The organism is Stieleria sedimenti (genome assembly GCF_025060895.1).
Classification (GTDB): domain Bacteria; phylum Planctomycetota; class Planctomycetia; order Pirellulales; family Pirellulaceae; genus Stieleria; species Stieleria sedimenti.
This window is the reverse complement of sequence record NZ_JANZKV010000042.1, coordinates 100543-125580: the sequence shown is the minus strand read 5'-3', so window position 1 is coordinate 125580 and position 25038 is coordinate 100543. Positions and strand designations below refer to the sequence as shown.

Sequence of the window (25038 nt, the reverse complement as noted above, 5' to 3'; positions counted from 1 at the left end):
AATAACGGAGACAGGATGAGTTCCGGATGAACATGCTCCCCAGACTCCTTGTCTCCCACTGGCCCGACGTTTGGACACGCAGTAGCTACTGCAACGCGAATCTTCCAATCAGGGAACTAGGTAAGGGATGAATCATTCAGAATCATCGGGTGGGTACGAAGAAAATAGCCTCTCGCTAACCGGCTCCGTTGCGATGGGGACCGGTGTCATGATCGGTGCGGGAATTTTTGCACTCACCGGACAAGTTGCCGAACAGGCGGGCGGTCTGTTTCCGCTAGCGTTCTTGGCCGCCGCCGTCGTTGCCGGATTCAGTGCTTACAGCTACGTGAAGATGGCCGAGCAGTACCCGTCCGCTGGCGGCATCGCCATGTTCTTGATGAAAGCGTACGGCAAGGGAACCGTAACCGCTGGCATGGCCCTGCTGATGTACTTCTCCATGGTCATCAACGAAAGTTTAGTGGCCCGCACGTTCGGAACGTACACGCTGCAACTCTTTGATGCAAAAGACAATCAATTGCTCGTCCCCGCTTTGGGAGTCGGGCTTCTCGTCGCCGCGTTCATCGTCAACATCCTTGGCAACAAGTTCATTGGCACGTTTTCGACGGTGACTGCTGTTATCAAGATCGCGGGAATCTTGATCTTTGCAGCAGCAGGTCTCTGGGTATCCGAGCTAACGTTTGAAAGCGTCGGCGTCACGGAGCGGTCCTCGGCGGGCGGATTTCTTTCCGCAACAGCCTTAGCACTTCTCGCCTACAAAGGCTTCACGACGATCACCAACAGCGGTTCAGAGATTGTCGACCCAAAGAGAAACATTGGCCGGTCGATTATCATTTCACTCGCCGTCTGTTTGGTCGTCTATTTATTGGTTGGTTTCGCCGTTGCGGGGAACCTTTCTGTCTCAAAAATCATCGAGAGCCGTGACTACGCATTGGCCGAAGCCGCTCGACCGGCGTTCGGACAGTGGGGAACTTACTTCACCGTTGGCCTTGCAATCGTGGCGACAATCTCCGGACTGATTGCGAGCACGTTTGCCGTTTCGAGGATGCTGGCCATGCTCAGTGAAATGAAACTCGTGCCGCACAAGCACTTCGGAATGCCCGGCGACATTCAAAAACACACACTCGTCTACACCGTGGTTTTCGCAATCACGTTGACGATTCTGTTCGATCTGTCGCGGATCGCGTCACTCGGAGCGATCTTCTATCTCGTGATGGACATGGCCGTGCATTGGGGCGTCTTGAGGCACGTCCGAGAAAAGGTCAACGCGAATCGCTGGGTGCCAATCACGGCATTGGCGTTGGACTCAGTAATCTTGGGGGCGTTCGTTTGGATGAAGGCGAGCAGCGACATGCTCGTCATCGGGGTCGCTTTGGGCTCAATGGCATTCATCTTCGCGGGCGAACGTTTGTTCCTCACTTGGAACGACGAAGACCATGACGATGACGAAGACGCCCACTCGAAACACGCGGAAGCATCAGCGTGATTGAATTGGTCCACTAGAACACAGGACAACGAAATGAGGGGAAACCAACAAATGGATCGGCAAGACAACAATGATAAAACGCAAGCGACATCCCAGCATTGCTCATCGGCTTGCAAACTACGCAGGTGATGCCGCCTGGATCGGAGGGAGCCGAAGTTGGTCACTCGATGATGCACGGAACTTCGGTCGGTTCTTCGATGTTGTTCGCGTTGCTGTCGAAAGCAGTGCTCGGCGAGCAACTTCAGCACGGATACTTGCTCAGGCTTAGTCCGCTGGCATTCGCCCGTTGGCTTGGTTTGCTGGTCACTGCCCTCAACCTGCTTCCGATCGGGCAACTCGATGGCGGTCACATGGCCCGCCCGCTGTTCGGTCATCGTATTGGGAAAACGATCAGCAGCGTCGCCACTTGGTCGTTATTCTTGCTAGCGATCTTTGTATGGCCGGGCCTGATGCTGTGGGCGATCATCGTCTTTTTCATCGCCGGTCGCGGAACACCACCTCTCAACGACACCACGCCGGTGAGCACGGGCCGACGTTGGATCGGCTATGCCACATTCCAAATGCACATCCAGATCGAACTGTTGGACATTGGCGGAGAAGGGCGCTACGAGATTGCTTGGAACCTTAATCCGCGATCGTTGAAAACGCTCGGGCCTGACAAGGGCGTTGCCATCCCGCGTCACATCCTTGGGCGTGCCGAATGCATACCGTTGCCCGATCGTAGCGTTCAGCAGATCATCATGGAGCGAGCACCTATGCGACGAGCAGCCGTCCTCGAGATGATTCGCGTGATCGTGCCCGGAGGCACGATCATACTTCGACACCACGCCGGCAGTGGTCACAATCCGCATGTGATAGCTCACCAATTGATTGGCGCTGATTTCTCGGTACAGCAGATTACGATCGGACGCCAAGAGCTGCAACAAACATGTTTTCGGAATGTCCGCCGCGTTGGGATGACGGGAACGACATCGAACCGCTATCGCCATCGTACGGGTGCGATCGTCGTTGCTAATACGGGGCGACGCATCGCAGGCCACACTCCCTGGCAGAGTATGCTGGTTAGGCGAAACTGTGCCAATGAGTGAAACGGTTGGATCGAGGCGCTCGACCCCTAGCGAGCGTCATCGCCTCCCGTAACACGCATAGGCTATACGGGAGGCGATCTTTACTCATTACTGCACAATGATTTTAAGCAGCACTTGCTGCCATGCTTTCGCATTCTTTGACACATTTTCGACAAGCTTCCGCACAACGCTTGCAGTGATCGTGGTCGTGCTGCCCACATTGGTCGGCACACCAATTGCAAATTTCGGCACACAACTGGCAGATCTGGCTGGCGTACTTGCTATCTCGCGCCATCGCCTTCACACAGGCTTCGCAGATGTCGATGCACTGAGCACAGCAGCTTGGGCAGTCGTTGCCACTCTTCTTTCCGCCCATGGCTTCGAGGCATTCGGTGCAAGCGACCACACACTGCTGACACGCGTCGATACAACTCTTGAATTGGCTCATCGTCTACTCCCGTGATTAATTGATTTTCTCATATGCGATCACTCGACCGCTTTGACTGCGATTACGTTGGGCAAGTGCTGTTCCAAAGTGAAACAAAACAGGGAAAACCGTGCGTTCTCGATTACTTGTAGCTCAAACCGGTGGATGAGCCGTCACGTCGGCCGATTGAGTTCCACAGCATCCGAACGGCGCGCAACAGTCTTAAGAGCCAAAGGCCTTCGTCACAGCGGTCTCGTGCAGTTCCCGGAGTTGGCATGCTCGCCGTGATCGTGCTTGTGTCCTGCCTTTTTCAGCTCGGCAACTTTCGCAACCTACCCAATTCGTCAAGCCGTTCTACCGTGACGCGATCGGGCGTTCAGGCTCATTCTCTAAATCCGCGATCAACGCCTTCATCTGAGCAATTTCTTTTCTTTGCGCCTCAATGATCTCATCGGCTAATTCACGGACCCTTGGATCACTGATCTCAGCCCTTTCACTGGTCAGGATCGCGATTGAGTGGTGAGGGATCATAGCCTTCATCCAAGCGACGTCTTGAACCGTTTCTTGGCTCCGGACGAGGTACAAAGATCCAGTGAATACCACGATGCTGGTGACAGCAATCGCGATATTGGTCTTGGTGTCTTTGTACATCCCTAGCATGAACGACAGCATGATCATTGCCATGGTCGAACCCATCACCAACGCCATATAGAAGCGAGTCTCGCTCCAATAGACGTGATCGATGGCGTAAGTGTTCAGGTACATCAACAAGAGCATGACTGCGGTGGACGTTGCGATCATGGCTCCAAAAAGGCGATATTTGGACACGGTACTAATTCCTTTGGCTGTAAAATTGTTAGAGGCGATGGTGGCATATTTCGGCAAATCGCCATCCCGACTGACGCACTACGCAGATGGCGTGCCAACATCGATTTGTTCAAATCCGATGGGCGCGATCACCGGAGAGTTCGCAGTCATCGCAAATTCAACTGGCTAGATTGACGGCTCCGCGGCCAGCCTGTTCGATCTTCGCTCAAGCAGAAGCGAGCGAGTCATCGCATAAGAATCGCGCATCGAAGGATTGATGCCAAGGCTGACGCGTTCCCAACTGCGCTGGATGTGGACGTTTCGATCGTCGCTGACGAGTGGGGCCTTGCCACTTCGGTGGAACTAGATGACGTGGCAATGTGTGGATCGCGCTGTCGGGTGCCGGATGTTGCAGTTAGGTTATCGCGAATAGTTTCGTGCTAACGATTCAGTTTCGACGTCGGACGATTCGCATGGGGCCGATGATGTAGGGAGGATTTTGTTGATGGGCGACTGCAGCGGCTTGCTGGCTGTCGGTTGCTGGGACCACGACACTTAGTGGCCGTCCATATCCTCCCGCCTGTGGATACATCGTGACCTCCCACAGGTCAAAGAGACCGGCGTCGTAGGCTTGTAGATTTAACTGCAATTTCTGAATCTGCCGCAATCGCATTTGCTGTTGTTCGTACGCGTGTGTTTGTGCTTGTAGAAAGAACGACTCTTGCTCCTTTTCGTCATAGTCTTCCTTGGCCGCCAGCCAGCGTTCCCAGCCCGGCTTGAGCATCGCGAAGGTTTCGTCGGTGAAGAGGAAGAACGGGACGCAGTACAGATTGCTGTCCTCTAGTTCGATCATCACACCCGCACACTCGAAGGTTCGTGGTTTGCCTCGCTGATCGCGCGCCCAGTCTTCGAGTCCCCTTTCACCGTCAATTTCTTCGGACGTGAAATGCGCGACCAGCTTGGGAATGATGGCGCGGTAGACGCCAGGCATCTTGTCGAAGCGTTGGTTGTTGACGTAGACCTTCCCTAGCCGACGCTGAATGGTGACGCCGTGCTTGTCAAAGCCGACGATTCGCCCGGGGAGTTTCAGGCCAGACTTCAATTCCCAGACTTGATTGCCGCTGCCACCGCCGGTGATCGTGTCCTTCGTTTGGGTCTCGAGGTACTTGCGGTCCGAGTCTGACAATTGCTCGATCGGGACAGCGACCAAGTCATCGGGCTTTCGTTTCAGGACAACGGTCGTGTCGCTGTAACCGATCAGGTCGGCGTCGACTTGGTATTGCCCTGTTTTGTCGGACCATTCGCGAGCGAAAACGCTCGTTGTTGTGGTCAGTGTCAATAGGAACGTAATGGATCGTATGGTGTTCATCAGTCATTCCTTCGGAGAAAACTTAGGAGGTGGATGTACCGCTGCTGCGTGTCAGCACGACGACGCTACGAGGGTTTACGTGGTAGCGGCTGTTTTCGATCGCGACTTGCGATTCCCGACCAGCATTATCGAGCGGACTGGAAAGCGAAGTGTCGATTGCCCGCATCCAGATGTTTGAACTGTCGGCGTGAAGGTCAAAAACGCGTTGACGAGTCGATGCGTTAACCATCACGTACAGATCGGCTTCGCTCGCTGACCGGCCGGAGAGGTGATAGGCCAGAGTCTGCGACTCGGAGGACATATCCACTTCAGGCGATTCGGCACCGAACCAACGAATATCGTCACGCCAAAAAGTGGAACTTCCAATTGTTGGATGCGTTTTGCGAAACGCGATCATCTTCTTGAAGAAGCGAAACACTTCTTGGTTTGCTTCGAGTCGACTCCAATCGAGCCAACTTGTTTCGTTGTCTTGGTTGTACGGATTGTTGTTGCCGCCCTGGGTTTGCATGAATTCGTCACCCATACGGAACATCGGCGTTCCGGCGGAAAGCATTAACAGACAGCAGAAGTTCTTGACTTGGCGTTTGCGTAGGTCGAGCACTTCTTGCGGTGCTTCTGTATCGCCTTCCCAGCCGTTGTTGCAACGGAACTCCGTCGGGCCGTCTCGATTGTCTTCACCATTGGCCTCATTATGCTTTTCGTTGTACGAAACGAGATCGTAGATTGTGGAGCCATCATGGGACGCAATGAAATTGATACTTTGAAAAGGCCGGAATGACTGCGATGGATGATCGGGAAACAGGTCGCTGCTTCCGTACAGTCGTGTCATCAGGTCCGGCACCGTGCCAGCGTCACCACGAACGAACCGTTGCAAAGTATCGCGATAGCGGCTGTTCCACTGCATCCAGGTTTGCCCAGGAAAAGAGCTACCAAGCTGATAGAGTCCGGCGGCGTCCCATGGTTCGGCAATCAGTCGGACGTTGGCCAAGTCGGGATCACTGGCGATTTGGTCAGACAAGGGTGGCTGTTGCAGATTGACGTTTCCTTCCGAGTCTCGCGAAAAGACCGATGCAAGATCAAACCGGAAACCATCGACGTGCATTTCCTTGGCCCAATATCGCAGGCTATCGACGATGCGTGAGCGAACGGTCGGATGCGCCGTATCAAGTGTGTTGCCGGTTCCGCTGAAGTTTGCGTAGGGCGAGGCCGGATCATCCGACGCAACGTAGTAGACGTCGTTGTCAATTCCCCGGTAGCAGCAGGTCGGTCCGTGATGATCGCCTTCGCACGTGTGGTTGTAGACGACATCCAAAATGACTTCGATACCGGCTGCATGCAGTTCACGAACCATTTCGCGAAATTGGCTGTGTTGCTCGCAAGACGACTGATGAGCAGAATAGGCGTGGTGGGGCGAGAAAAAGTTCAAGGGCATGTAGCCCCAGTAGTTATTGTCTTCCGGGTCGAATTGGAAGACGGGCATCAATTCAACTGCGGTAACGCCGAGCTCCTTCAGGTACGGGATTTTCTCCACGACACCAGCGAATGTCCCCCGATTACTGGCCTCGACATTTGAAGAGGGATGCCGCGTGAAGCCACGAACGTGCATTTCGTAGATGACAAAATCGGAACCATGGCGGATTCGCTGTTCATCGCCCCAGTCAAACGGACATCTGCAAACGTCCAAACGCCCCAGCGGAACGCGGCCCGCGTTGGAGCCGGGCGAGCGTGCTGCCTCGCGATTGAAGCAATCGGGAAAATAGATGCTTCGCGAATACGGATCGAGCAAGACTTTCTCAGGGTCGAAAGCGTGCCAAGGCAAAGCGGCACCCTCGACCGGCCCGTCAACTTGGTAAGCGTAGTATTCCGAGTCACCGGCTTCGGCGATGGGAACTCGACAATGCCAAATCGGTCCCGACTTGTTTCTCAGTGGATCAAGCGCCACGGAGTGCCACGGAACTCGCAGTTCATCCTTGAGGTACATCAGCAACGTTACGCTGCGAGCGTTCCCCCCGTGGAGTGCAAAGTTGTAGGACTGTTCGTGTTCCAGCCAAGTGACACCCAGCGGTCGCGGCGTGCCGTCGGCCCGCTCCCAATTTGGTCCGAGCGTTGGCCGATGCTGCGTCACCGATCTCACATCGGTGCCGCAGTGACGACAGTGGGATTGAATCGTCTTTTGAATCATTGAGCTATCCGGTTCTAGTGCCCTGATCGCGTGCGTTCAAACTCGACCTGCAGGCTCAGCAGTTCCGATCGCAACCGGTCGATCTGCCACTGCAAATGTTGCATCGGGTCGGCGGTGATTCCTGGCTGCTCGGCTCGCTCCAGCGCTAGTCGTGCGAGCTGCGCGGCAAGCTCTATTCGCTTCATCTGGTCGTCGCGAAGATTTCCAGATGCTTTGCTTGCCCAAGCAAGCTGTTTCTCCGCGAGAATCGCGTCATTCTTTACCGATTGTAGATGACTTTTGTGCAGGTCGTGATCCGCATGTTTCCCGACCTGCTCAACCAACTTCGTCGCGTAGGCAACTTGGTTTTCAAGCCGCAGCAGCAATAGCTTCGAATTCAAGTTGGGAATTCGTCGATTGGCGGCCAACGCGGTTTGCAGATCGTGTTTGGCCAGCTCCAGATTCTTCTGGAAGTAGCGAGCGTCGATATCGGTGGCCGCGTGTTCGTTGTGCGATTGTTCGTTTTGAGGGTTTTCCTGAGACATCACATCCGAAACAGCGAAGACAGAGATGGCTCCAAAGACCAAGGCCGCTAATATCCACGTCTTCACGCCGGTCGGTTGTGACGGTTCCTGACTCATGACTGGCTCCCAAATTATTGCACTTCGCAGACGCGATTCATGGTGCCCATGTCGTTTGGGACACACTGCGGGCATTCGCCTTCGGCGTGACAATTCGTTTCGCAGCACCACTGGCCATCGACAACGAATTTGAATTCGTATCGGCCAGCCGGAAGCTCCAGCTTCGCCGTCCATTTTCCGGCACCGTCCTTGGACATCGGCGTTGCATCGCACTTCCATTCGTTGAACGTGCCCGCCAGGAAGACTTCTTTGGCATCGGGAGCGTGACAGGTGAACTGGGTTTCGTTGCCATCGGTTTTGGATTTCGACATCAGAATCTCCTCTAATCTTCGGTGAAGGTGAATGGTTGTCCTTTAGATGCTCATCGCTCCGACTTTCTTCATTCACCAATGTCATTTAGGCTTCGTAGTAAGCCTTCACGACGTACTGCTGCACCATCCTCTCGGTGTTGAAATATGACCCGTTCAACGCAATCGCGTGCAACATGGTTCGCAGCCATTGGTCGGGCTTCTGGTAATACAGCGGAACAATCACTTGTTCAAGTTGGTCGTATAACGCGTCTGTGTCATCCTTGCAGCGGTCGACATTCGCAGGATTCGCTGATGTAGCATTCCCAAACGCCCAGCCAGTCGTTCCTTCGACACAACCTTCGATCCACCATCCATCCAAAATGCTCAGGCTCGGAACGCCGTTGATCGCCGCTTTCATCCCGCTGGTTCCGGATGCTTCTAGCGGCGGCTGTGGAGTGTTCAGCCAAACGTCAACACCAGCAACGATCAGTCGAGCAAGCTCCCAGTCGTAGTTTTCCAGATAGACGAGCTTGACTGCGGGGTGCAGGTGATTCTTCGCTCGCACGATCTGTTGAATCAGACGCTTTCCCTCGACATCATGAGGGTGTGCCTTGCCAGCGAATACGATCTGGATTGGTCCATGCTTTTCAGCAATGCGTTGAAATCGCTCCGGATCGCTGATCAATAGGTTCGCTCGCTTATACGCCGTCGCGCGTCTTGCGAATCCAATCGTAAACGTCAGCGGATCAAACAAGGTATTTTGAGTCAAATTGATATCGTCGATCAATCGCAGCTTTGCGGTTCGGTGAGCCTGCCAGACTTCGTCGGGCGGTATCGGCTGCCGCCCACAACGTGTCCCCAGCAAGAACCCCCAATCCGCCACTGTAGGTCGGCATCGCGGGACCAAGTGCAATCTCCATTGAGAAATAGGCGACCGTTGGCAATAGTGTGTTCGTTTCGTTACTGGTCATCGGTTTGGTCGCCCGCCACTGCATGAATTACTGATTGTCACGTTCAACGTCTTTCACGAGCAGTCGATTCTGTACTCGCTGGACCCCATCGACCGTCCGTGCTAGTTCCTGCGCCATCTGCTTGAAAAAGAAGCTTGGCACGCTGCCGTCGATGACCAACACACCATCATCACATCGGCAAGAAATGTTTCGCAGCGCAGCGTACCCGCTTCTCGCCCATCGGCTATGCACGCCCGCGACAACACGACATCCGCAGGGTTGAATGACCGGAAGCACGGTTAGCTTGGGGGACGATCGCTCTTGAGCGTCGTCGAATGGCAGTCCTGCATCCGCGTCGTCGCGTTTTGCCACGCCCGCCGTTCGATCAACTTGCTCCCAAGAGCGACCCGTTGGGTATGAGCAACGCTGCTTTGTAGAAACAACACTCATGCGAACCTCCGGGTCATCGAGGGAAGCTGAATTTGCCAGCAACTCTGTGACGAAAGAAAACCGCGAGAGTCAAGGCGTTGTCGGAAGCGAAACTTCGCCAGAAGCGCCCAGATTCCTTCCGGCGATTCGCGAACCTGCATCGCCGCTACTGGTCGTCGCTTTGGATCATTACCGAGCTGCCGCAGCAACTACGCTTGATCGTGCAGCAGTACGCACGCTTTGCACAGCACGTGTTCCCGACCAACTCGGTCGATTCGATCGAATTGGCTTGCACCACGGCACTGGGGGCCGAATCGGATGCCGGCACGCTCAACGCGGCGGTGCCAAAGATTCCAAGAGCCAAAACACCGGCTGCTACTGATTTCAACAACATGACTTCCACCTCTAGTCGTCAGGGATTGGGAACCAAGACGTTTTGGCAGAACGTTTCCGCCGTCGTTCGTCTTTCCTTGGTTTTGATGCCCAGACGGCTTTACTTCTTCACAAAATCTCACAGGAGTTTTCGTTCTGCTGGTTCGTCGAAAAAACGGGCATTCGCGTGAAGGGTCGCGGCGCAACCGCCATCCAAAGGGCTAGCCAAGTCATCTGGCGCATCATCAGATATTTCGCGGAGCAGTCATATGGATTGCCAACAAGCCAGCAAACTATTGTCGAACTACTATGACGGTGAACTATCTGGCGAACAGCAAATCAATGTCGATCGTCACATCAAGGGCTGTTCCGACTGTCTTGAGCACTTGACCTTTTTTGATGCGGTTTCCGAGGCGATCCGAAAGCTGTCTCTGGCCGCAACGCCTAAAGAATTGCTTTGGGAACGCATCGCAACGGAATTGGACGAAACGCCTCGATCTTTCGATCAGCGTGCTCTGCCAACCGCGCCGACCGCCGTGGCGAGAGAGCAATCTCGATGGCGGTGGACAATGTTATCCACCGCAGCCATCACGCTAATTGCGGTCGGTCTATACTGGGTAGCGTTCACCAATCGTCAGCATCATGAACCGCTCCAGGCGTATCTGGACCTATTTGAAACAGACCCTGAGCTCGCTCAGCAGCACCTAGCAGAAACGTATACGGGTCGCTCCATATTACCCGACCAGGCCGCGCAACTGGTCGGTTACCGTCCACGCAACGTGGACACACCGCCCAGTGGTTTCGTATGCGATGAGTTGATGGTGCTGGACATGCCTTGCTGCAAATGCGTCCAAGCCCTTTGGCAGCGCAAAGACCATACGCATCTGGCGGTCTTCGAGCACAAGTGTAAAGTGAATGATTGGTTTTCTAAAGATCCACGCATCCAGATCGAGTGTGCCGGAATCATTTGTCGAGTTACGCAGATTGACGGGCAACTCGCCGCCTCATGGCGAGTAGGCTCCCGCATGATGACTGTTATCGGCGTAAGAGACACCGACGAACTGGCCCGGCTCATCGAAATCCTTTCGTAAATTTCATCCGCCGTCAGGATTGGCGAACTTAAGCCACTCGTGTTCGCGCAGAGTCTTACGAGACTTATCATTGAGTCGGACTGCAGTCGTACCCCCGTCGCCGGCGACCAATTCCAGAGCTTCGATCTCTCCGAGAGCATTCACTTTTTCGCGGACGATTGGAACGGCTATTCTGCAGCCGTTGAACGCATCTTCGGCCAAGCTGCTTACGTCGACGTAGTCGTATTCACCTTGTTGCAAAGAATTGACTCGGCGCAGCAGCAAAATGTGCCAAAGCTCATCGGCGGCTTCGTATCCACTCCGAGTCAAACGGAACACCTCTCGTTTGTACCCGAGATCCTCGGCGAAACCGCATTGTTCAAGTTGCTCCAAGCCACCCTCCCACTTGGCCTCGGAACGTTCGTCACCAGTATTCGTGAGGCAGATGCCACCCACAGATAACTCGTGGCCAGCTCGCATTCGGGACAGGAGGATTCGACTGCTGTCAGCCACGGATGCAACGGCAAGAATGGAACATGCTTCTGGTAAAAGCGTTACGTCGCGGCGGTCTGACTCAGCGGTTATCACCGCAAATTCGTTGCTGTCGAGAATCGCATTCATTGTCAGATCGAGTTGCTGTCGGAACAGACGAGCGAATTCCTCTGCTTCCGTGTACTGAAGATACAATCCGTCGGTTTTTACGCTGTCCTTGAACGAGCGGACTGCTTGGACTTGCTCCAAATCAGCCGCATTGGGAATGGGGCGGTCGCAGAAGAAAAGCAAGACTTTGTCATCGCCTTTTGTCTCGGAGAACTCATGGATTTCTTGAACCGTGCCAGACAGGGCTTTCGCGGTTGGCGTTCCGAGACGCGACCATAGGATTGCAACGAGCAGGTCGCAACGCTCCAGCAATTGAGCGTTAATCAAGTCTTGCGGATGCCCACCCTGCACAGCACGCGAGTGGGTCTCAACCCGAATCGGCTCGACGATTACGGATCGCGGCAGAGAATGGGCGGCATTCCATTCCTGAATGACTCGGCAAGCCTCTTCCCGTTCAAGATGGACATCGCCGGGGCTGGCTATAAATACACGGACGATGATTCCGTTTTGCATATTCTCGATACTCGCCTTTGAAGAGAGGAAGTTTTTGCATCGTGCAGGAAACTTTGCAGGAATCAAACAAAACGATGATTGTATTGGAGCATTCCGGAAATGGCAGCCATAGCAAGCAAGAAAACTCGGTTCCGGAAGGTCAGTTTCCAGCATGCCATCGTGCTAAAGTCCCAGCAATCGCAAGTTGGTAACGCTGGCAGCATACGCCACTCAACGCCCTGTCATTGCAGGTTCGCTATGGAGTTCATGTACGATAAATCCGACGGACCGATGACACGCCGCAACTGAGCTTCGAGCGACGGCGTCAAACAAATCAATGACGAGGTGAGCAGTTATTGCTCGATCATTCATAGTTCGTTGAGATCGATCGGTAAGCGAGCAGTCGCAGCGCGTTAAAGACGACGACGAGGGTACTTCCTTCGTGGAGGGCGACGGCGGGGCCGATGTTGAGACCTAGGATTGTTGCCGGTACGAGAAAGGCGACCATGCCGAGGCTCATCCATAGGTTCTGGCGGATGATGCGGCGGGTGGCTCGGCTGAGTCCAATAGCGAGTGGGAGATGGTCGAGGTTGTCGGCCATCAGTGCAACGTCGGCTGTTTCGAGCGCAACGTCGCTGCCGGCGGCTCCCATGGCGATGCCGACCGAAGCGGATGCCATCGCAGGGGCGTCGTTGACGCCGTCGCCTACCATCGCCACGCCGCCTTCACTTTGCAGCTTCTTGATCTCCGTGACTTTGTCGTCGGGCATCAGGTCGCCGCGTGCTTCGTCAAGACCAACTTCATTGGCGACCGCGTCGGCGACTTGCTGATTATCTCCGGAGATCATGATCATCCGCTGAATGCCGAGTTGACGCAGTTGTGCAATTGTTCGTTTCGATGCTTCACGCGGTGTGTCCATCAGTCCGATGACGCCGAGATAACGGTCGCCGCGACGAACAATCATGGTGGTTCGTCCGTGTTTTTCAAGTGACTCGACGATGGTTCGAACGCTATCGGGAAGCGGTGGACCATCGACCTCTGCGAATAAGTCGTCCTTGCCAATGTGAACCAATTCGCCTTCGACGGTCGCTTGAATCCCACGTCCAGTAATGCTCTTCAAATCGGTCGCTTCAGGGATGAAACCCGCGGCTAGCGCCGTCGGCTCACCAGACTCCCCTCCTTCCAGCTTCTTTCTCCCGTCTCGGACGACGGCTTTGGCGAGCGGGTGCTTACTGAGGTCTTCGACGGCGATCGCAAACCGCAAGAGTTCCGATTCGTCGACACCTTCGGTGGTGCGAACGTCAGTCACTTTGGGTTCGCCTTCGGTCAGTGTTCCGGTTTTATCGAACGCGATCGCATCGAGACTGCCGAGGCTTTCCAGTGGCCCGCCGCCTTTGACAAGGATTCCTCCGCGAGCTGCTCGGGCGACTCCGCTCAGAACTGCACTGGGTGTTGCGATCGCCAGGGCACAGGGGCTTGCTGCGACCAAAACAGCCATCGCTCGATAAAATGAATCGCTGAAACTTTCGTCGATGACCAACGGTGCAAACATCAGTAACACAACGCCAGTGATGACGGATGGGACAAAGTAACGCTCAAACTTCTTCGTAAACTTCTGAGTCGGTGAAACTCGCGTTTCCGCTTCGCTGACCATCGTAACAACGCGGGCGAGTGTGTTCTCGGACGCCGTCTTGGTGACTTGGATTTCGATGGAACCGGACTGATTGATCGTCCCAGCGAACGCACGATATTCGGCGGAAAGCGATTCGGGATCAGCTGCTGCGGCGTCAACGTCATCGACGGGGCGTTTGTCTACGGGAACACTCTCGCCGGTAATCGGTGCTTGGTTGATGCTCGATTCACCAGCGATCACGAAGCCATCGGCGGGGACGCGTTCATCGGGTTTGATCACGACGACGTCGCCAACGACCAATTCTTCGACGGGAACCTCAGTTTCCGTGCTGTCGCGGCGCACACGCGCGGTTCGAGGCGCGAGTTCCGACAGCGCTTCGATGGCACGCTTGGCCTTTCCCATCGCGTAGCCTTCCAAGGCGTGGCCAATGCTGAACAGAAACAGCAACAACGCTCCTTCGGCCCAGGCACCAAGCGACGCGGCACCTGCGGCGGCGACGATCATCAAGAAGTCAATTTCAAATTTACCAGCTCGAATTTTTTCAATTGCTTCGGTGACCGTGTAGTAGCCGCCGAAGAGATAGGCCGCGATGTAACAGCCCAAAGAAATCCATTCGTTGAGATGCGCAAAAGATTCGATCAACCATCCGACTAGCAACAACACGCCACAGAGGACTGCGAAGATCAATTCCGACCTGGGACCAAAAATACCGCCGTGAGCGTGGTCGTGTCCCGAGTGATCGTGTTCCGCCTCGTGACCTTCATCATCATGCTTGTGGCCGGCGTGATCGCCGACAACGTCCGCTGCTTCGCCGGTCCATTCGTTCAGAGCCTTTGCGATCGCGGATTCGCTGGTGGTCCGTTTGTCGTACTCGACGCGAACAGCGCCATCGGGTGACACGACCGCTTCAAGGACGCCGTCTACCCGTCCTAATCGCGACTCGATCGCGGAGGCTCGGCGGGCGTGTGTTGATCGCAACTTACTGAGCCAATGCCCATAACGCTGATCCAATTGCGCACCGGCACGCTTTGCGAGATCTCGCACTTCGCCAGTCGAAACCACACTCGGATCGTAGTGAATACAAATTCGATCGGGCGTCTCGGTACCCCTCTTAATCGCGTGAACCGAATCAATGCCAGCCTTCGCTTGCAGCAAGTCCGCCAGTCTGTCGACGCAGGCATCATCCGCCGAATCGACGGTCGGCAGCAAAAGGCCCAGTTGCATTTTTTCTTTATTCATCTTTTTCTTTCTCATTGTTTCCGATCATGACTAAATGCTTGCGTTTATTCGAGTGCATCAGCATTAACACCGGTTGCTCCGCGTCGGATCGTTCGCGAATTCGTTCGTAATGGTCAAGGATGCAAATGGCGTGCCCATTGGTACAGACTACTGCCATTGCGACGGCTAAGCCTTCGGTGTAGGAAATACTCCCCTTGGTTACGTGTGGCATCAGCGGACTCTGAGTTCATTCGGGAAGGTTTAATTCGCAAGGAATAGTCGTGCACCTAGCCGTGCGAAACACGATCTGCCGTGTTGCGAATTTCTTGCGACAGGCTACTGGCGTGAGGAGCGTTAGTAGGAAGCGAAGCAACACGTGTTGGCTCGGCGGCACACAAAAGCGATATCGCGGCAAGTTGAATTGCAGCGGCGGCTCCACGCGACAGCGACGCAAAACGTAACGCAGAGCGACTCATTGAATTCTCCGTCCTTGTCCGTCGAGTCGAAGTTGATTGGTTTGTGATTGCTGGTCGTGCTCCAGGCACTGGGCCACCAGCAGCGTAATATCGTCTTGAGAAGGTTGACCGCCAATGTGCGCGTTGACCCGATCGGCAAACGTGCGAGCAAGTTCCGCGATACAAGCGTGGCCGTCGTCCACTGCGAGCTGCTGGATTCGTGTGCGGCCAAACATTTCGCCTGATTCATTGGTCGCTTCACTGATCCCGTCGGTTAGCAGCATGAAGCGATCGCCGTGATGGAGCTGGATCGTTTCTGTTTTCCAATCCAACGTCTCGTCCACGCCAAGGGGTAAGCCGGTCGCTTCGATCGACTGCATTTCTCCTTCATGAATCAACAGCATGGGTTCGTGACCCGCGCTGGCAAACTTCAACTCTTTTGATTCCGCATTCCAACGCAACATGATTGCGGTTGCGAAGCCATCTTCGGCTAAGTAACGCGGCAGGGCTCGATTTACGCGTCCCATCAGTTCGCCGGGATCGGTACAGCCGACTGCAGCCGAGTCGATGACTAATTTCAGAATCGAGGCACTCATAGCGGCTGGGATGCCGTGGCCGACAAGGTCAGCGACGTAGATCAACCACGACCCGTCGCGCAGCTTCATCACGTCGTAGATGTCACCGGCAACTTCTTCGGCGGGTTGGTAGTGCGTTGCGATGCGAAGACCGGGAACGTCAATTCTGTTGGGGAGCAAGTTGCGTTGAATTTGTTCGGCTCGCTTCATCGCTGTCGCCCGATTCGCTTGAGCGGCATTCAATGAATCTGCCATCGCGGAAATTGATTCACTCAAATCATTCAATTCCAAACTGAGGAATGAAGTCGGTTCGACCTCAAATTGTTTCGAACCGAGTCGTATCACTGATGCGGCAAGCTGCATCGTTGGTCTAGCGATCAGCCGCACGAGCACCACATCGACAATTACCGCCGCCAACGCCGCGATGCCCAACAACCAACTGACGTGCATCAGGATTTCACCTCGAACACTTCGTCGAATGTCTGCGGCCAACTCCGAAACTTCGACCGTTAGCAATCCTGACGAGAATCGTCCCGCGATCACCTCGAGGCTAAAGTTTGGCGCGTCGACCGAAACGGTTGAATCGATCGGGCCGGTGTGGGTGTGCAGCTTGCATCCATTCCAGCGGACGTCGATCCAATGCCCCGGCGAGTCCGGACCAGCGGTTTCGGCGCAACTGCTTTCCAGGAAAGCCGTGATTGCCGCAGTATCATCGGGATCACTCAAACGCAACAACGCACTTCCGATCACACCCGCTTCGTCGCTGAGTGTGATTCGTCGTTCATCAGTGGCACGCCGCATCTCTCGTCGGTAATCCGTCACCAGTAAGAGGCCAACGAGAAGGGCGAGTGGGATATTGACTGCCACCAGCAACAGCGACACCGTCGGGTAGGCCCGACGGTGATTCTTGGTCACGCGGTCGCCCATCAATCGTGTCCAGCAAGGCGTTGTTGCACGATGTGAACAATCTCGGTGCAACCGAACGCGCGCAGGCGGCTCGCAGAACCTTCAGGGGATTCATCCGGTGAAGGAAAACTGAGCAGCGCTACAGGAATTTGGTCAATCGAAGGATCATGGTACATGACCTCGACAACACCGTCACCGCTACCCCATAGCAAGTGCTGGTCAATAACCAACATGTCGAACGCGCCGGAACGGAGCGCTGACAAGCAAGATATTCCATCGGTGACTTCACTCGCACCGAAACCGACGTAGCGAAAGGCATCGGCATAGCGACGACGTTCGTCGGCGTCAGTGATGGCCACCAAAACATTCGCTGGGTCCGACTGTTCGGAACGAGAGGGCAAAGTGTGCGTCTCACGAGACTTGGGTTCCAGTCGCCAATGAGTGGCAATGCCTTCTTCGACGACCGTGTCTTCGTCATCGGGTGACACTTGTTCGCCGCGACAAATGGCGATTTCACGAGGAGCGTCGGTCGACAGTCTCGCTCGACTGCGACTTGCTTTCGCGATGGTGATCGTGGTTTCAGAACGGAGCAAACAAATCGATTGTCCAACCCTTCTTGATAGAACCAACATGGTTTGAAATTCCTTGAGGCGTAGACGGGATCATTCCGCCGTGAGTGTTGTGATGCCGGAATCATTTCCGGGCGACGCTGTGCTTTGGATCGAGCAAGTGGCTCAAATCAAAAAACGACAAAGCCGCGCACAAAGCTTCGGAGGCGTTTCAAACCAGACAGCGATCCGCCCGTCTTGGTGTCGTGATGCAACCAGCACTGCGTGATCCACTCGCGCGAGAAAGAAGTACTGGGCGTATACCTTGGCCCGCCGCGGTGACGGAGCTGACTCCGCATAGGCCAACGGGCTGGCCTCGCAGCATGAACACGGGAGGCCTGACGTCGACATCTCGGAATTGGTCGTGGTTGCCGCAGCAGTATGGCAGCCGCACATCGTCGCCGGCGAAGCGGTTGCGCAGCAGCGTGTTGCCGCGTCGTTTGAATGACCACATTGGCAGTGACGCGTCTGGCCGACCAGCGCCGTGATCAGGACAAGAACCGCCGCGAGGTGCACCGCAACTTGGTGGCGAACACATTTGCGCCGTGAGTGATGGAAGCAGCAATTCCCGCTCACCCGACTGACCTCCTCAGGCACCTTACGATGCCAAGGTGACACCACAACGACGGCACTGGCGAATCGTATTGACTACGCCATCGATTCTTCGCCGGAGTCGAAAACGCAAAAAACGAACGTTTTACGGGGGTTTTACGATTTGGTACGCGACCTGCATTACCGATCCCATGTTCCCCCGCTTCTCCTCCCAACGGATCTGAAAAATGAAACGCTTTTTGATGATTGCCTTCGCTGGTGCTGCCCTGACCTTTCTCATTCCGTCGGCTGACGTTACGGCTGCTGACTTCCATCATGGCGGTGGCCATGGCTACAGCGGCAGCCACGGGTATATTGGTCATGGTGGCGGTCACGTTAACTACGGGCACCGATACACCGGTGGCCACAGGTACTATGGCGGACACGGAGTCGTTACTCCCTACTATGGTTCGGGGTACGGCCGGTCCTCGTTCGGCTATGGTGGTGGCCACTACGCACCGAACTACCGCGCGTACCAACCGGCTCATCGCGGCCACGGTGGTGTGCATCTCGACGTAGGACGTTTGCATCTCGGAATCGGCGGTCATCACTGATCGAAGCCAGCCATCTGCGCAATTAATTACGACCGCGCGGATAACGACGAATAGACCGCGACGGCATCGCAGGACAGCCTGCGATGCGGTTGTCGTTCTCCAAAGCCTTCGTGTATCAATTGCTGGTTTCATTTACGCCCCTCTTCCGAGTTCGGGCAAATCGGGCATCGTGTCATCGCCGATTCGGGCAAGCGATTTCTTGAGTAGGACCGGAGTCATCAGCGTGGTGACGATAACCATGGCAACGACGGCGGAAAACAGCGAGCCAGAAAGAACGCCAAATCCCCTGCCTATACTTGCGAAAATGAGTCCGACCTCTCCTCGCGGAATCATCCCCAACCCAATCGTCCAACGATCCGCCCCACGTCCAGATACAATACCACAGGCCAATTTCCCGACGATCGCAACGACACTCAGGCCCAACGCAAGCCACAGAGTGTTGATATCGGTGAACGATCGGAGATCGACTTGCATCCCCATCAGTACAAAGAAGATGGGAGCAAATATCTTTTCCAGTGGCGCGATTAAGCCTTCCATGGAGTGTTGTGAATCAAACTTGAAATGGTCCTCTCGCAAAATCAAACCTGCCGCAAATGCTCCTACAATCGGGGCCAGTCCGATGATCCCCGCGACCCAAGCCAGAAGGAATGCCAACGCGAGCGGAAACAATAGCTTGAGATGACGCCCCCCAAAAGTCGTGAACACGGGAATCATCCATCCAACGAACTTTCCGCCACACAGAATTATTGCGACGAGGAAAAGCGTCGACAGCAAACCAATCTTGCTTATCTTAAGCACATCAACTTCCCCAGTGGATGCCACTCCGACAACAACCGTCATCAAGATGAGGCCGAGAATGTCATCTATGACCGCCGCGCCGAGAATAATCTTCGCTTCTCGAGTCTGTGTTTTCTTAAAATCTTGCAGGACGCGAGCGGTGATTCCAACGCTGGTCGCACAAAGCGTTGCTGCCAAGAAAAGATGGGCTACAACCGGGGACTCGGGCAGCAACCACCGGCTCGCAAAGTAACCTAGCACAAATGGGATAGTGACTCCGACGACGGCAACCAGCAATGCTCTCCAACCGACCGCGAGCATGTCATCGACCTGGGACTCCAATCCCACCATGAACAAGAGCAGAATGACACCTAGCTCCGAAAACAGCCAAATCGCAAAACCCATTGCGATGTAGCGTGGTCCTTCTTCCCCGGTCACAATCGTAATCAACCGGGCGGTTCTTCCGTGCTGGTTGACGGCATCGGCACCGAAAATCTGTTCGGCCGCCAGAGGCACGGACTCGCCGGAAAGCCAGACTTCGCTGAACAACGGGATTATATCGCCCAGATTCATCACCAGCGTAAAGAACGGAATTCCTAACCAAACGCCGATGTTCCCCAATAGCGTTCCGATCAACAGTTCCCCCAACACGGACGACTGTCCGACTCGTTCGGCGACCCATCGGCCTGAGGCGGCAAGCACAATAATGATCCCAAGCTCGAGCAGGATGGGTGAAAATGATAGTTGATGGTCTTCCGGGCTGTGAGCGTCAATGCTGTCTTTTGCGTCTACGTTCCTGTTTGAATTCTGCTCCGCTGGCGGGAATTCGGTTGCTTTGACCGAACGCATCGGGGCGGCATCACAGACGAGGTCACTCATCATCCCAGCCAGCATAAGGCTGAGAATCATGAAGACCATCGGCAGAGGGTTTCGATAAGCTGCACCAATCATGGATGCGTCGATCCGTGAAGCTTGCCATCGTTTGCTGCAGCTTGATTCGTCATTGCAAAACCTTGATTTGATTTCTGACGCCGGTGACTCCCGGCGTCGTGCTAACGATTGCCATGGCGAGAGCGCGATCGTCCAAATCCAAAACTGATGCTGTCAGTTCGGCGATCCCATGCGAATCCACCGTGACAGTCGAGTTTGGGAATCCCGACCTCGTTAGAGACTTGCTGATTCGCGTTTCGATGTAGTTTTTTATCACTTCGATTCCTGAATCTTGGGTAACGACTCAACGAGCTTATTGGCGTAGGCGACTCTCGACAACCTGAACAAGTTCTTCGATTGCAAGCGGGGAGCCGTTGCTGCGTCTGTGGCCCTTTCTTGAATCCACAGGGATTTCAATGATGACTGCCGGGACCGCTTGAATTTGCGAGTCATTCCTCAACACCTCGATGATGCCTTCGCCTTGCCCCAACGGAAGTTCCGTTTCCACTATCAAAATGTCGAACGCTCGGCAGCGTAAAGCATCCAGACACTCATTCGCGTCAGAAACGTTGGCTACGTTGAATCCCTCACTGGAGAGACGCGATGAATATTGGTATTGAAGCGTCGAATCAGAAATGGCCATGAGTACGGTTCTTCTTGCCTCTAACATCGTCGCTTGCATATCCTCTCTTCTCATTGTCTTGTCAACACAAACGTTTCGTTTTGCTATTCGCCCACCCTAGCCATGATTTCTTCGAACTTCGCCCAACGACGAAACTGACGTTTCATAATGCGGGCAATGCCATAGAGCACTAGCCCACCACCGAAGACGAGATACCACGAGGTTTCTACGGCGACTTTTCCTTGCTGCATCCTGTGCATCACGAATTCCAATCCAGGGAACGCCAATGCGATCACAGCAACTGCCGCTGATTCGGCGCGAATCACCTTGGGCCAATTCATTGGCAGTTCCGCGCTCCGCCACCGTATGATTCGAGGCACAAAAGCGGGGGTGCGATTTGCCCACCGGATGAACACTCGCCCGAACTTCTGCCGCAAGAATGCTTCCTCGGTAAACATGATTCGTTCGTAGTACAGCGCAAAAGACATCACATAAATCGCAATCAGCCATGGCGAAAGGGAATGCATCACAATCCCAAGCGCGATGAGGAAATTGCCGAGGTACAACGGATGCCGAAGGACTGAATAGAACCCAGACGTGTTCAGTGACTCGGCAATCTGTTCTTTCGTGTTGCGACCGGACGTTCCATCTGCCGCATGCCCTACCGTATGGCATCGTATGAAAAGACCAAGCAACGAAACGCAGAGACTGACGATGCCCCAAGCGAAATGCAAACTCGGATTCGTTTCGATCGTCGGGTATCGCGTCGCGGCGACGAAGATCAGCGGTAGGAAAGCGAATGGAAGATAGCTGCGCCAACGGAACAGCCAAACACCAGATCGTTCAAATTCTTCAATGAGGGGCATAGGAGTTGGGAGTTTAGAGGTCGGTTGGCTTGGGATCGTCCGGTTCCGCGGCGTCTTCGGTGGGCTCAAACCAGTGGTAAATTGACGGCAGCACAATTAGCGTTAGCAGACTGGATGTAATCACTCCACCGATGACGACGGTGGCCAGTGGGCGCTGGACCTCTGCACCGCTGCTGTTGGAAAATGCCATCGGCAAAAAACCGAGTGCGTCGGTGGTCGCTGTCATCAACACGGGACGCAGGCGGTCGACTGCGCCGGTGAAGACTGCGCTGCCGACTTCGCTGCCGGATTCACGTAGGGCACGGATGTGTTCAATCAACACCACACCGTTCATGACCGCGATGCCGAACAGGGCGATAAATCCCACCCCGGCGGAAATCGAAAACGGCATGTCACGAATCCATAACGCCAAAATCCCGCCAACGGTCGCGATCGGCACATTCAAGAAGATCAGCAGCGCGAGTTTGACCGAATGAAATGTCAGATACAGCAACGATCCAATCAGAAACAGCGCGAGCGGAACTGCGACGGACAAACGCCCGACGGCGTCTTGAAGGTTCTTGAATTGACCTCCCCACGTCACGCGATAACCGGGCGGCAGGTCCACCTGGGATTCAACGGCCGCTTGAGCTTCGCCCACAAAACCGGCCAAGTCGCGACCACGAACATTGACTTGAACCAAAAAGCGACGGCGAATTTCGTCCCGGCTGATTTGTGCGATGCCAGGACCAACGGTGATTTCAGCAAGTTGTTCGAGCGGTATCTGCCGACCACTCTTGTCCGCAATTCGCATCTTTTTGAGCGATTCCAGGTCTTTGCGGTACTTCGGTGCCAACCGGACCATCAACGGGAAACGCTTTTGGCCTTCAAAGACTTCGCCAGCGTCTTTGCCCCCAATCGTCGCGACCGCATCGAGCACGTCTCCGGCATTGATTCCGTAGCGCGCGATCTGATCTCGCAAAATCTTCACTTGGATGTAAGGCAGGCCGCCCGTTTGCTCGGGCTGGACGTCCGCCGCACCGGGTACTTGAGAGACAACGCCCGCGATTTCGTTTCCGATCTTTTGCAACGTTTCAAGATCGTCACCGTAGAGACTGATTCCGATATCGCTGCGAACACCGGAAAGCAATTCTTGAACACGCAATTCAATCGGCTGAGTGAAGCTGAAGTTATTTCCAGGAATTCGTTTGTACAGTGCTTCGCTCATCGCGGTGATCAGTTCTTGTTTGTCATCGAACCGCCACTCATCACGAGGCTTCATGATGACAAAAATGTCACTCGCCTCGACGCCCATCGGGTCGGTGGCGATTTCAGGGCGTCCGGTTTTTGACACGACCGATTCGACTTCGTCGCCGAATTCATCCAGCAACGTTTGTTCGATGTCGGTTGTCATCTCAATCGAACGTTCCAGTGAAACGCTGGGCAATCGCACGGCCTGAATTGCCATGTCACCTTCGTCAAGTTTCGGCACGAATTCCGCACCGAACCGACTGGCGATGAAGATGCCGACGGCCAGCGAGACGGTTGCGAAACAGACGATCGCCACCGGGTGCTTCATGCTGCGTCGCAACAACGGCTCGTACCCGCGCTTGGCCAGGCGAATCAAAAACGGGTCGTTTTGTGTAAACTTACGAGCCAAGAATAGCGATGCGAGAACCGGCATCACGGTCAATGAAAGGATCAATGCGCCCACGAGTGCCGACATGAAGCTGAACGCCATCGGGCCGAACATCTTTCCTTCGATGCCCTGCAACGACAGGATCGGAATGAAGACGATGATCACGATCGCACCAGCAAACAGAATCGGTCGTGCAACTTCGTGACCCGCTTCCCGAAAGACTTTCAGTGGCGCCTTTTGCAAATCAGGATTGCGTTGTTTCGCCAACCCTACTTGCCGAATCACGTTTTCGACCATCACCACGGCACCGTCAACGATAATCCCAAAGTCGAGCGCCCCCAGGCTCAACAGGTTGGCCGAGACGCCGAAGTATTTCATCGACATGAAAGTGAACAAGGCGGACAATGGAATTGCCGAGGCCACAATCAAACCGGCTCGCCAATCGCCAACTAGCAAGAACAACATGATGATGACCAGGATGGCACCCCCGCTGACGTTCTCGATAACGGTATCAACGGCCCGTTGGACCAGCTCGGTGCGGTCATAAAACGCTTCGATGTAGACCCCTTCGGGCAGCGACTTTTGAATTTCCGCCACTTCCGCTTTGACGTCTTGCACGACGACGCGAGAGTTCTCGCCGATCAACATCATCACGATTCCAACGACCGCTTCGCCTCGACCGTCGCGGGTGACGTAGCCCTGACGCAGCAGCGGCGCAAATCGAACATCGCCGATGTCGCGAACCAAGATCGGTGTTCCGTCTTCGCGGCTGTCCAACACGATGCTGCCGATATCGTCGAGCGACTCAACCAGCCCTTCGGCGCGGATCAGTCGTTGTTCTTCGTAGTGCTGGATGTATCCACCACCGGCGTTGGCGTTGTTGCGATCCAGGGCATCAAAGACTTGTTGAAGCGTGATGCCATAATTCAGCATCGCAGTAGGATCGACCTGGACTTCGTAGGTTTTCAGCTCACCACCAAACGTGTTGACTTCGATCACGCCGGGGACACCGCGGAGTTGAAAGGCCACGTTCCAGTCGAGAATGGTCCGAAGTTCTTGCAGGCTGTAGTCGTAGCCCTCTTTCGCTTGAACCTCAAACTGATAGATCTCGCCCATTCCTGTTGCGATCGGTCCCATTGTGGGTACACCGATGTCCGACGGAATGTCCGCGCGGGCTTCGGTCAATCGCTCGCCAACCAGTTGTCTGGCCCAGTAAATGTCAGTGCCTTCCTCGAACACAACGGTCACGTTGGAAAGGCCGAATCGAGTGACGCTGCGGATTTCGGTGACTTTCGGAATACCGCTCATCGCGGTCTCGACCGGAAACGTGACGAATTGCTCCATTTCGACCGGGCCGAGCGCCGGTGACGTGGTTAGAACCTGAACCTGAACATTGGTCAGGTCGGGCACTGCGTCGACGGGAAGCCGTAACATCGAATAGATGCCAGCGACCACCAACAGCACGACGCCCAAGAGGACGACGATGCGATTGTTCAGCGAGATGTCAATAATGCGATTTATCATGAT

22 protein-coding genes and 1 pseudogene are annotated in these 25038 nt (G+C 54.8%); 6 read left to right on the top strand and 17 right to left on the bottom strand.

The window, feature by feature from the left end; translation table 11 throughout:
* Positions 1–127 precede the first annotated feature (127 nt).
* From NZK35_RS06745 to NZK35_RS35075, 3 genes are all read left to right on the top strand, one after another.
* The gene (locus NZK35_RS06745; RefSeq protein WP_259631804.1) at positions 128–1483 is read left to right on the top strand and encodes an APC family permease; all 1356 of its coding nucleotides are present in this window, start codon (positions 128–130) and stop codon (positions 1481–1483) included.
* A gap of 224 nt (positions 1484–1707) precedes the next feature.
* Positions 1708–2571, top strand: a complete 864-nt coding sequence (locus NZK35_RS06740) for a site-2 protease family protein (RefSeq protein ID WP_259631803.1) — start codon at positions 1708–1710, stop codon at positions 2569–2571.
* 97 nt (positions 2572–2668) lie between these two features.
* Complete coding sequence (locus NZK35_RS35075; RefSeq protein WP_456115271.1) at positions 2669–3013, top strand: hypothetical protein; 345 nt, start codon at positions 2669–2671, stop codon at positions 3011–3013.
* 318 nt (positions 3014–3331) lie between these two features.
* Here the strand turns inward: NZK35_RS35075 and NZK35_RS06730 are convergent, their stop codons facing one another.
* The 7 genes from NZK35_RS06730 to NZK35_RS06700 all read right to left on the bottom strand — a co-directional run bounded on the left by NZK35_RS06730 (position 3332) and on the right by NZK35_RS06700 (position 9645).
* Positions 3332–3805: a DUF305 domain-containing protein gene (locus tag NZK35_RS06730; RefSeq protein ID WP_145214757.1), complete on the bottom strand. Its 474-nt coding sequence runs from the start codon at positions 3803–3805 to the stop codon at positions 3332–3334.
* 427 nt (positions 3806–4232) lie between these two features.
* Positions 4233–5153 (bottom strand): SHD1 domain-containing protein, encoded by a 921-nt coding sequence (locus NZK35_RS06725; protein WP_259631802.1) that lies wholly within the window; start codon positions 5151–5153, stop codon positions 4233–4235.
* 22 nt (positions 5154–5175) lie between these two features.
* Entirely contained in the window at positions 5176–7335 is a 2160-nt protein-coding gene (locus NZK35_RS06720) for a glycogen debranching protein (RefSeq protein ID WP_259631801.1), read from the bottom strand.
* Between the two features lie 14 nt (positions 7336–7349).
* Positions 7350–7955, bottom strand: coding sequence for a hypothetical protein (locus tag NZK35_RS06715; protein WP_259631800.1), 606 nt, complete (start codon positions 7953–7955; stop codon positions 7350–7352).
* A gap of 14 nt (positions 7956–7969) precedes the next feature.
* Positions 7970–8266, bottom strand: coding sequence for a glycogen-binding domain-containing protein (locus NZK35_RS06710; protein ID WP_259631799.1), 297 nt, complete (start codon positions 8264–8266; stop codon positions 7970–7972).
* 85 nt (positions 8267–8351) lie between these two features.
* Positions 8352–9128 (bottom strand): alpha-glucan family phosphorylase, encoded by a 777-nt coding sequence (glgP, locus tag NZK35_RS06705; protein ID WP_259631869.1) that lies wholly within the window; start codon positions 9126–9128, stop codon positions 8352–8354.
* Between the two features lie 115 nt (positions 9129–9243).
* Entirely contained in the window at positions 9244–9645 is a 402-nt protein-coding gene (locus NZK35_RS06700; protein WP_259631798.1) for a BON domain-containing protein, read from the bottom strand.
* Between the two features lie 77 nt (positions 9646–9722).
* On the opposite strand from NZK35_RS06700, the gene NZK35_RS06695 reads away from it, so the two are divergent.
* Together NZK35_RS06695 and NZK35_RS06690 are read left to right on the top strand one after the other, a co-directional pair.
* Positions 9723–10187: a hypothetical protein gene (locus tag NZK35_RS06695; RefSeq protein WP_259631797.1), complete on the top strand. Its 465-nt coding sequence runs from the start codon at positions 9723–9725 to the stop codon at positions 10185–10187.
* A gap of 78 nt (positions 10188–10265) precedes the next feature.
* Positions 10266–11087 (top strand): anti-sigma factor family protein, encoded by an 822-nt coding sequence (locus NZK35_RS06690; RefSeq protein WP_259631796.1) that lies wholly within the window; start codon positions 10266–10268, stop codon positions 11085–11087.
* A 3-nt stretch (positions 11088–11090) separates the two neighbouring features.
* Here the strand turns inward: NZK35_RS06690 and NZK35_RS06685 are convergent, their stop codons facing one another.
* From NZK35_RS06685 to NZK35_RS34625, 5 genes and pseudogenes are all read right to left on the bottom strand, one after another.
* Positions 11091–12332, bottom strand: a complete 1242-nt coding sequence (locus NZK35_RS06685; protein ID WP_259631795.1) for a DUF4062 domain-containing protein — start codon at positions 12330–12332, stop codon at positions 11091–11093.
* Positions 12333–12522: 190 nt separating this feature from the next.
* Positions 12523–15030 (bottom strand): heavy metal translocating P-type ATPase, encoded by a 2508-nt coding sequence (locus NZK35_RS06680; RefSeq protein WP_145214774.1) that lies wholly within the window; start codon positions 15028–15030, stop codon positions 12523–12525.
* A 451-nt stretch (positions 15031–15481) separates the two neighbouring features.
* Entirely contained in the window at positions 15482–16966 is a 1485-nt protein-coding gene (locus NZK35_RS06675) for a PP2C family protein-serine/threonine phosphatase (RefSeq protein WP_259631794.1), read from the bottom strand.
* Positions 16966–17433, bottom strand: a complete 468-nt coding sequence (locus NZK35_RS06670; protein WP_259631874.1) for a response regulator transcription factor — start codon at positions 17431–17433, stop codon at positions 16966–16968. The genes NZK35_RS06675 and NZK35_RS06670 overlap by 1 nt, the downstream gene beginning before the upstream one ends.
* A gap of 15 nt (positions 17434–17448) precedes the next feature.
* Positions 17449–17577 (bottom strand): annotated as a pseudogene (locus tag NZK35_RS34625) (carbon storage regulator); the annotation flags it as partial.
* Positions 17578–18332: 755 nt separating this feature from the next.
* On the opposite strand from NZK35_RS34625, the gene NZK35_RS06660 reads away from it, so the two are divergent.
* Positions 18333–18698 carry a hypothetical protein gene (locus NZK35_RS06660; protein WP_145214780.1) on the top strand — a complete coding sequence of 122 codons (366 nt, stop codon included), beginning with the start codon at positions 18333–18335 and terminating at the stop codon, positions 18696–18698.
* A 132-nt stretch (positions 18699–18830) separates the two neighbouring features.
* Here NZK35_RS06660 and NZK35_RS06655 read toward each other — a convergent pair whose 3' ends face one another.
* From NZK35_RS06655 to NZK35_RS06640, 5 genes are all read right to left on the bottom strand, one after another.
* The gene (locus tag NZK35_RS06655; RefSeq protein ID WP_145214782.1) at positions 18831–20426 is read right to left on the bottom strand and encodes a cation:proton antiporter; all 1596 of its coding nucleotides are present in this window, start codon (positions 20424–20426) and stop codon (positions 18831–18833) included.
* Between the two features lie 49 nt (positions 20427–20475).
* Positions 20476–20682: a BON domain-containing protein gene (locus NZK35_RS34845; protein ID WP_407699770.1), complete on the bottom strand. Its 207-nt coding sequence runs from the start codon at positions 20680–20682 to the stop codon at positions 20476–20478.
* 36 nt (positions 20683–20718) lie between these two features.
* Positions 20719–21048 (bottom strand): response regulator, encoded by a 330-nt coding sequence (locus tag NZK35_RS06650; RefSeq protein ID WP_259631793.1) that lies wholly within the window; start codon positions 21046–21048, stop codon positions 20719–20721.
* A gap of 83 nt (positions 21049–21131) precedes the next feature.
* On the bottom strand, positions 21132–21893 hold the full coding sequence (locus NZK35_RS06645) for a methyltransferase family protein (protein WP_259631792.1): 762 nt from the start codon (positions 21891–21893) through the stop codon (positions 21132–21134).
* Positions 21894–21906: 13 nt separating this feature from the next.
* On the bottom strand, positions 21907–25035 hold the full coding sequence (locus NZK35_RS06640; RefSeq protein WP_145214790.1) for an efflux RND transporter permease subunit: 3129 nt from the start codon (positions 25033–25035) through the stop codon (positions 21907–21909).
* Positions 25036–25038 lie beyond the last annotated feature (3 nt).

Excerpts from the sequence above, each read along its gene's own strand:
- NZK35_RS06745 (WP_259631804.1), top strand. The coding sequence starts at position 128 with ATGAATCATTCAGAATCATCGGGTGGGTACGAAGAAAATAGCCTCTCG.
- NZK35_RS35075 (WP_456115271.1), top strand. The coding sequence starts at position 2,669 with ATGATTTTAAGCAGCACTTGCTGCCATGCTTTCGCATTCTTTGACACA.
- NZK35_RS06660 (WP_145214780.1), top strand. The coding sequence starts at position 18,333 with ATGAAACGCTTTTTGATGATTGCCTTCGCTGGTGCTGCCCTGACCTTT.
- NZK35_RS06700 (WP_259631798.1), bottom strand. The coding sequence starts at position 9,645 with ATGAGTGTTGTTTCTACAAAGCAGCGTTGCTCATACCCAACGGGTCGC.
- NZK35_RS06685 (WP_259631795.1), bottom strand. The coding sequence starts at position 12,332 with ATGCTGGAAACTGACCTTCCGGAACCGAGTTTTCTTGCTTGCTATGGC.
- NZK35_RS06720 (WP_259631801.1), bottom strand. The coding sequence starts at position 7,335 with ATGATTCAAAAGACGATTCAATCCCACTGTCGTCACTGCGGCACCGAT.
- NZK35_RS06655 (WP_145214782.1), bottom strand. The coding sequence starts at position 20,426 with ATGATTGGTGCAGCTTATCGAAACCCTCTGCCGATGGTCTTCATGATT.
- NZK35_RS06640 (WP_145214790.1), bottom strand. The coding sequence starts at position 25,035 with ATGATAAATCGCATTATTGACATCTCGCTGAACAATCGCATCGTCGTC.
- NZK35_RS06645 (WP_259631792.1), bottom strand. The coding sequence starts at position 21,893 with ATGCCCCTCATTGAAGAATTTGAACGATCTGGTGTTTGGCTGTTCCGT.
- NZK35_RS06710 (WP_259631799.1), bottom strand. The coding sequence starts at position 8,266 with ATGTCGAAATCCAAAACCGATGGCAACGAAACCCAGTTCACCTGTCAC.
- NZK35_RS06650 (WP_259631793.1), bottom strand. The coding sequence starts at position 21,048 with ATGGCCATTTCTGATTCGACGCTTCAATACCAATATTCATCGCGTCTC.
- NZK35_RS06680 (WP_145214774.1), bottom strand. The coding sequence starts at position 15,030 with ATGAATAAAGAAAAAATGCAACTGGGCCTTTTGCTGCCGACCGTCGAT.
- NZK35_RS06675 (WP_259631794.1), bottom strand. The coding sequence starts at position 16,966 with ATGGGCGACCGCGTGACCAAGAATCACCGTCGGGCCTACCCGACGGTG.
- NZK35_RS06725 (WP_259631802.1), bottom strand. The coding sequence starts at position 5,153 with ATGAACACCATACGATCCATTACGTTCCTATTGACACTGACCACAACA.
- NZK35_RS06690 (WP_259631796.1), top strand. The coding sequence starts at position 10,266 with ATGGATTGCCAACAAGCCAGCAAACTATTGTCGAACTACTATGACGGT.
- NZK35_RS06715 (WP_259631800.1), bottom strand. The coding sequence starts at position 7,955 with ATGAGTCAGGAACCGTCACAACCGACCGGCGTGAAGACGTGGATATTA.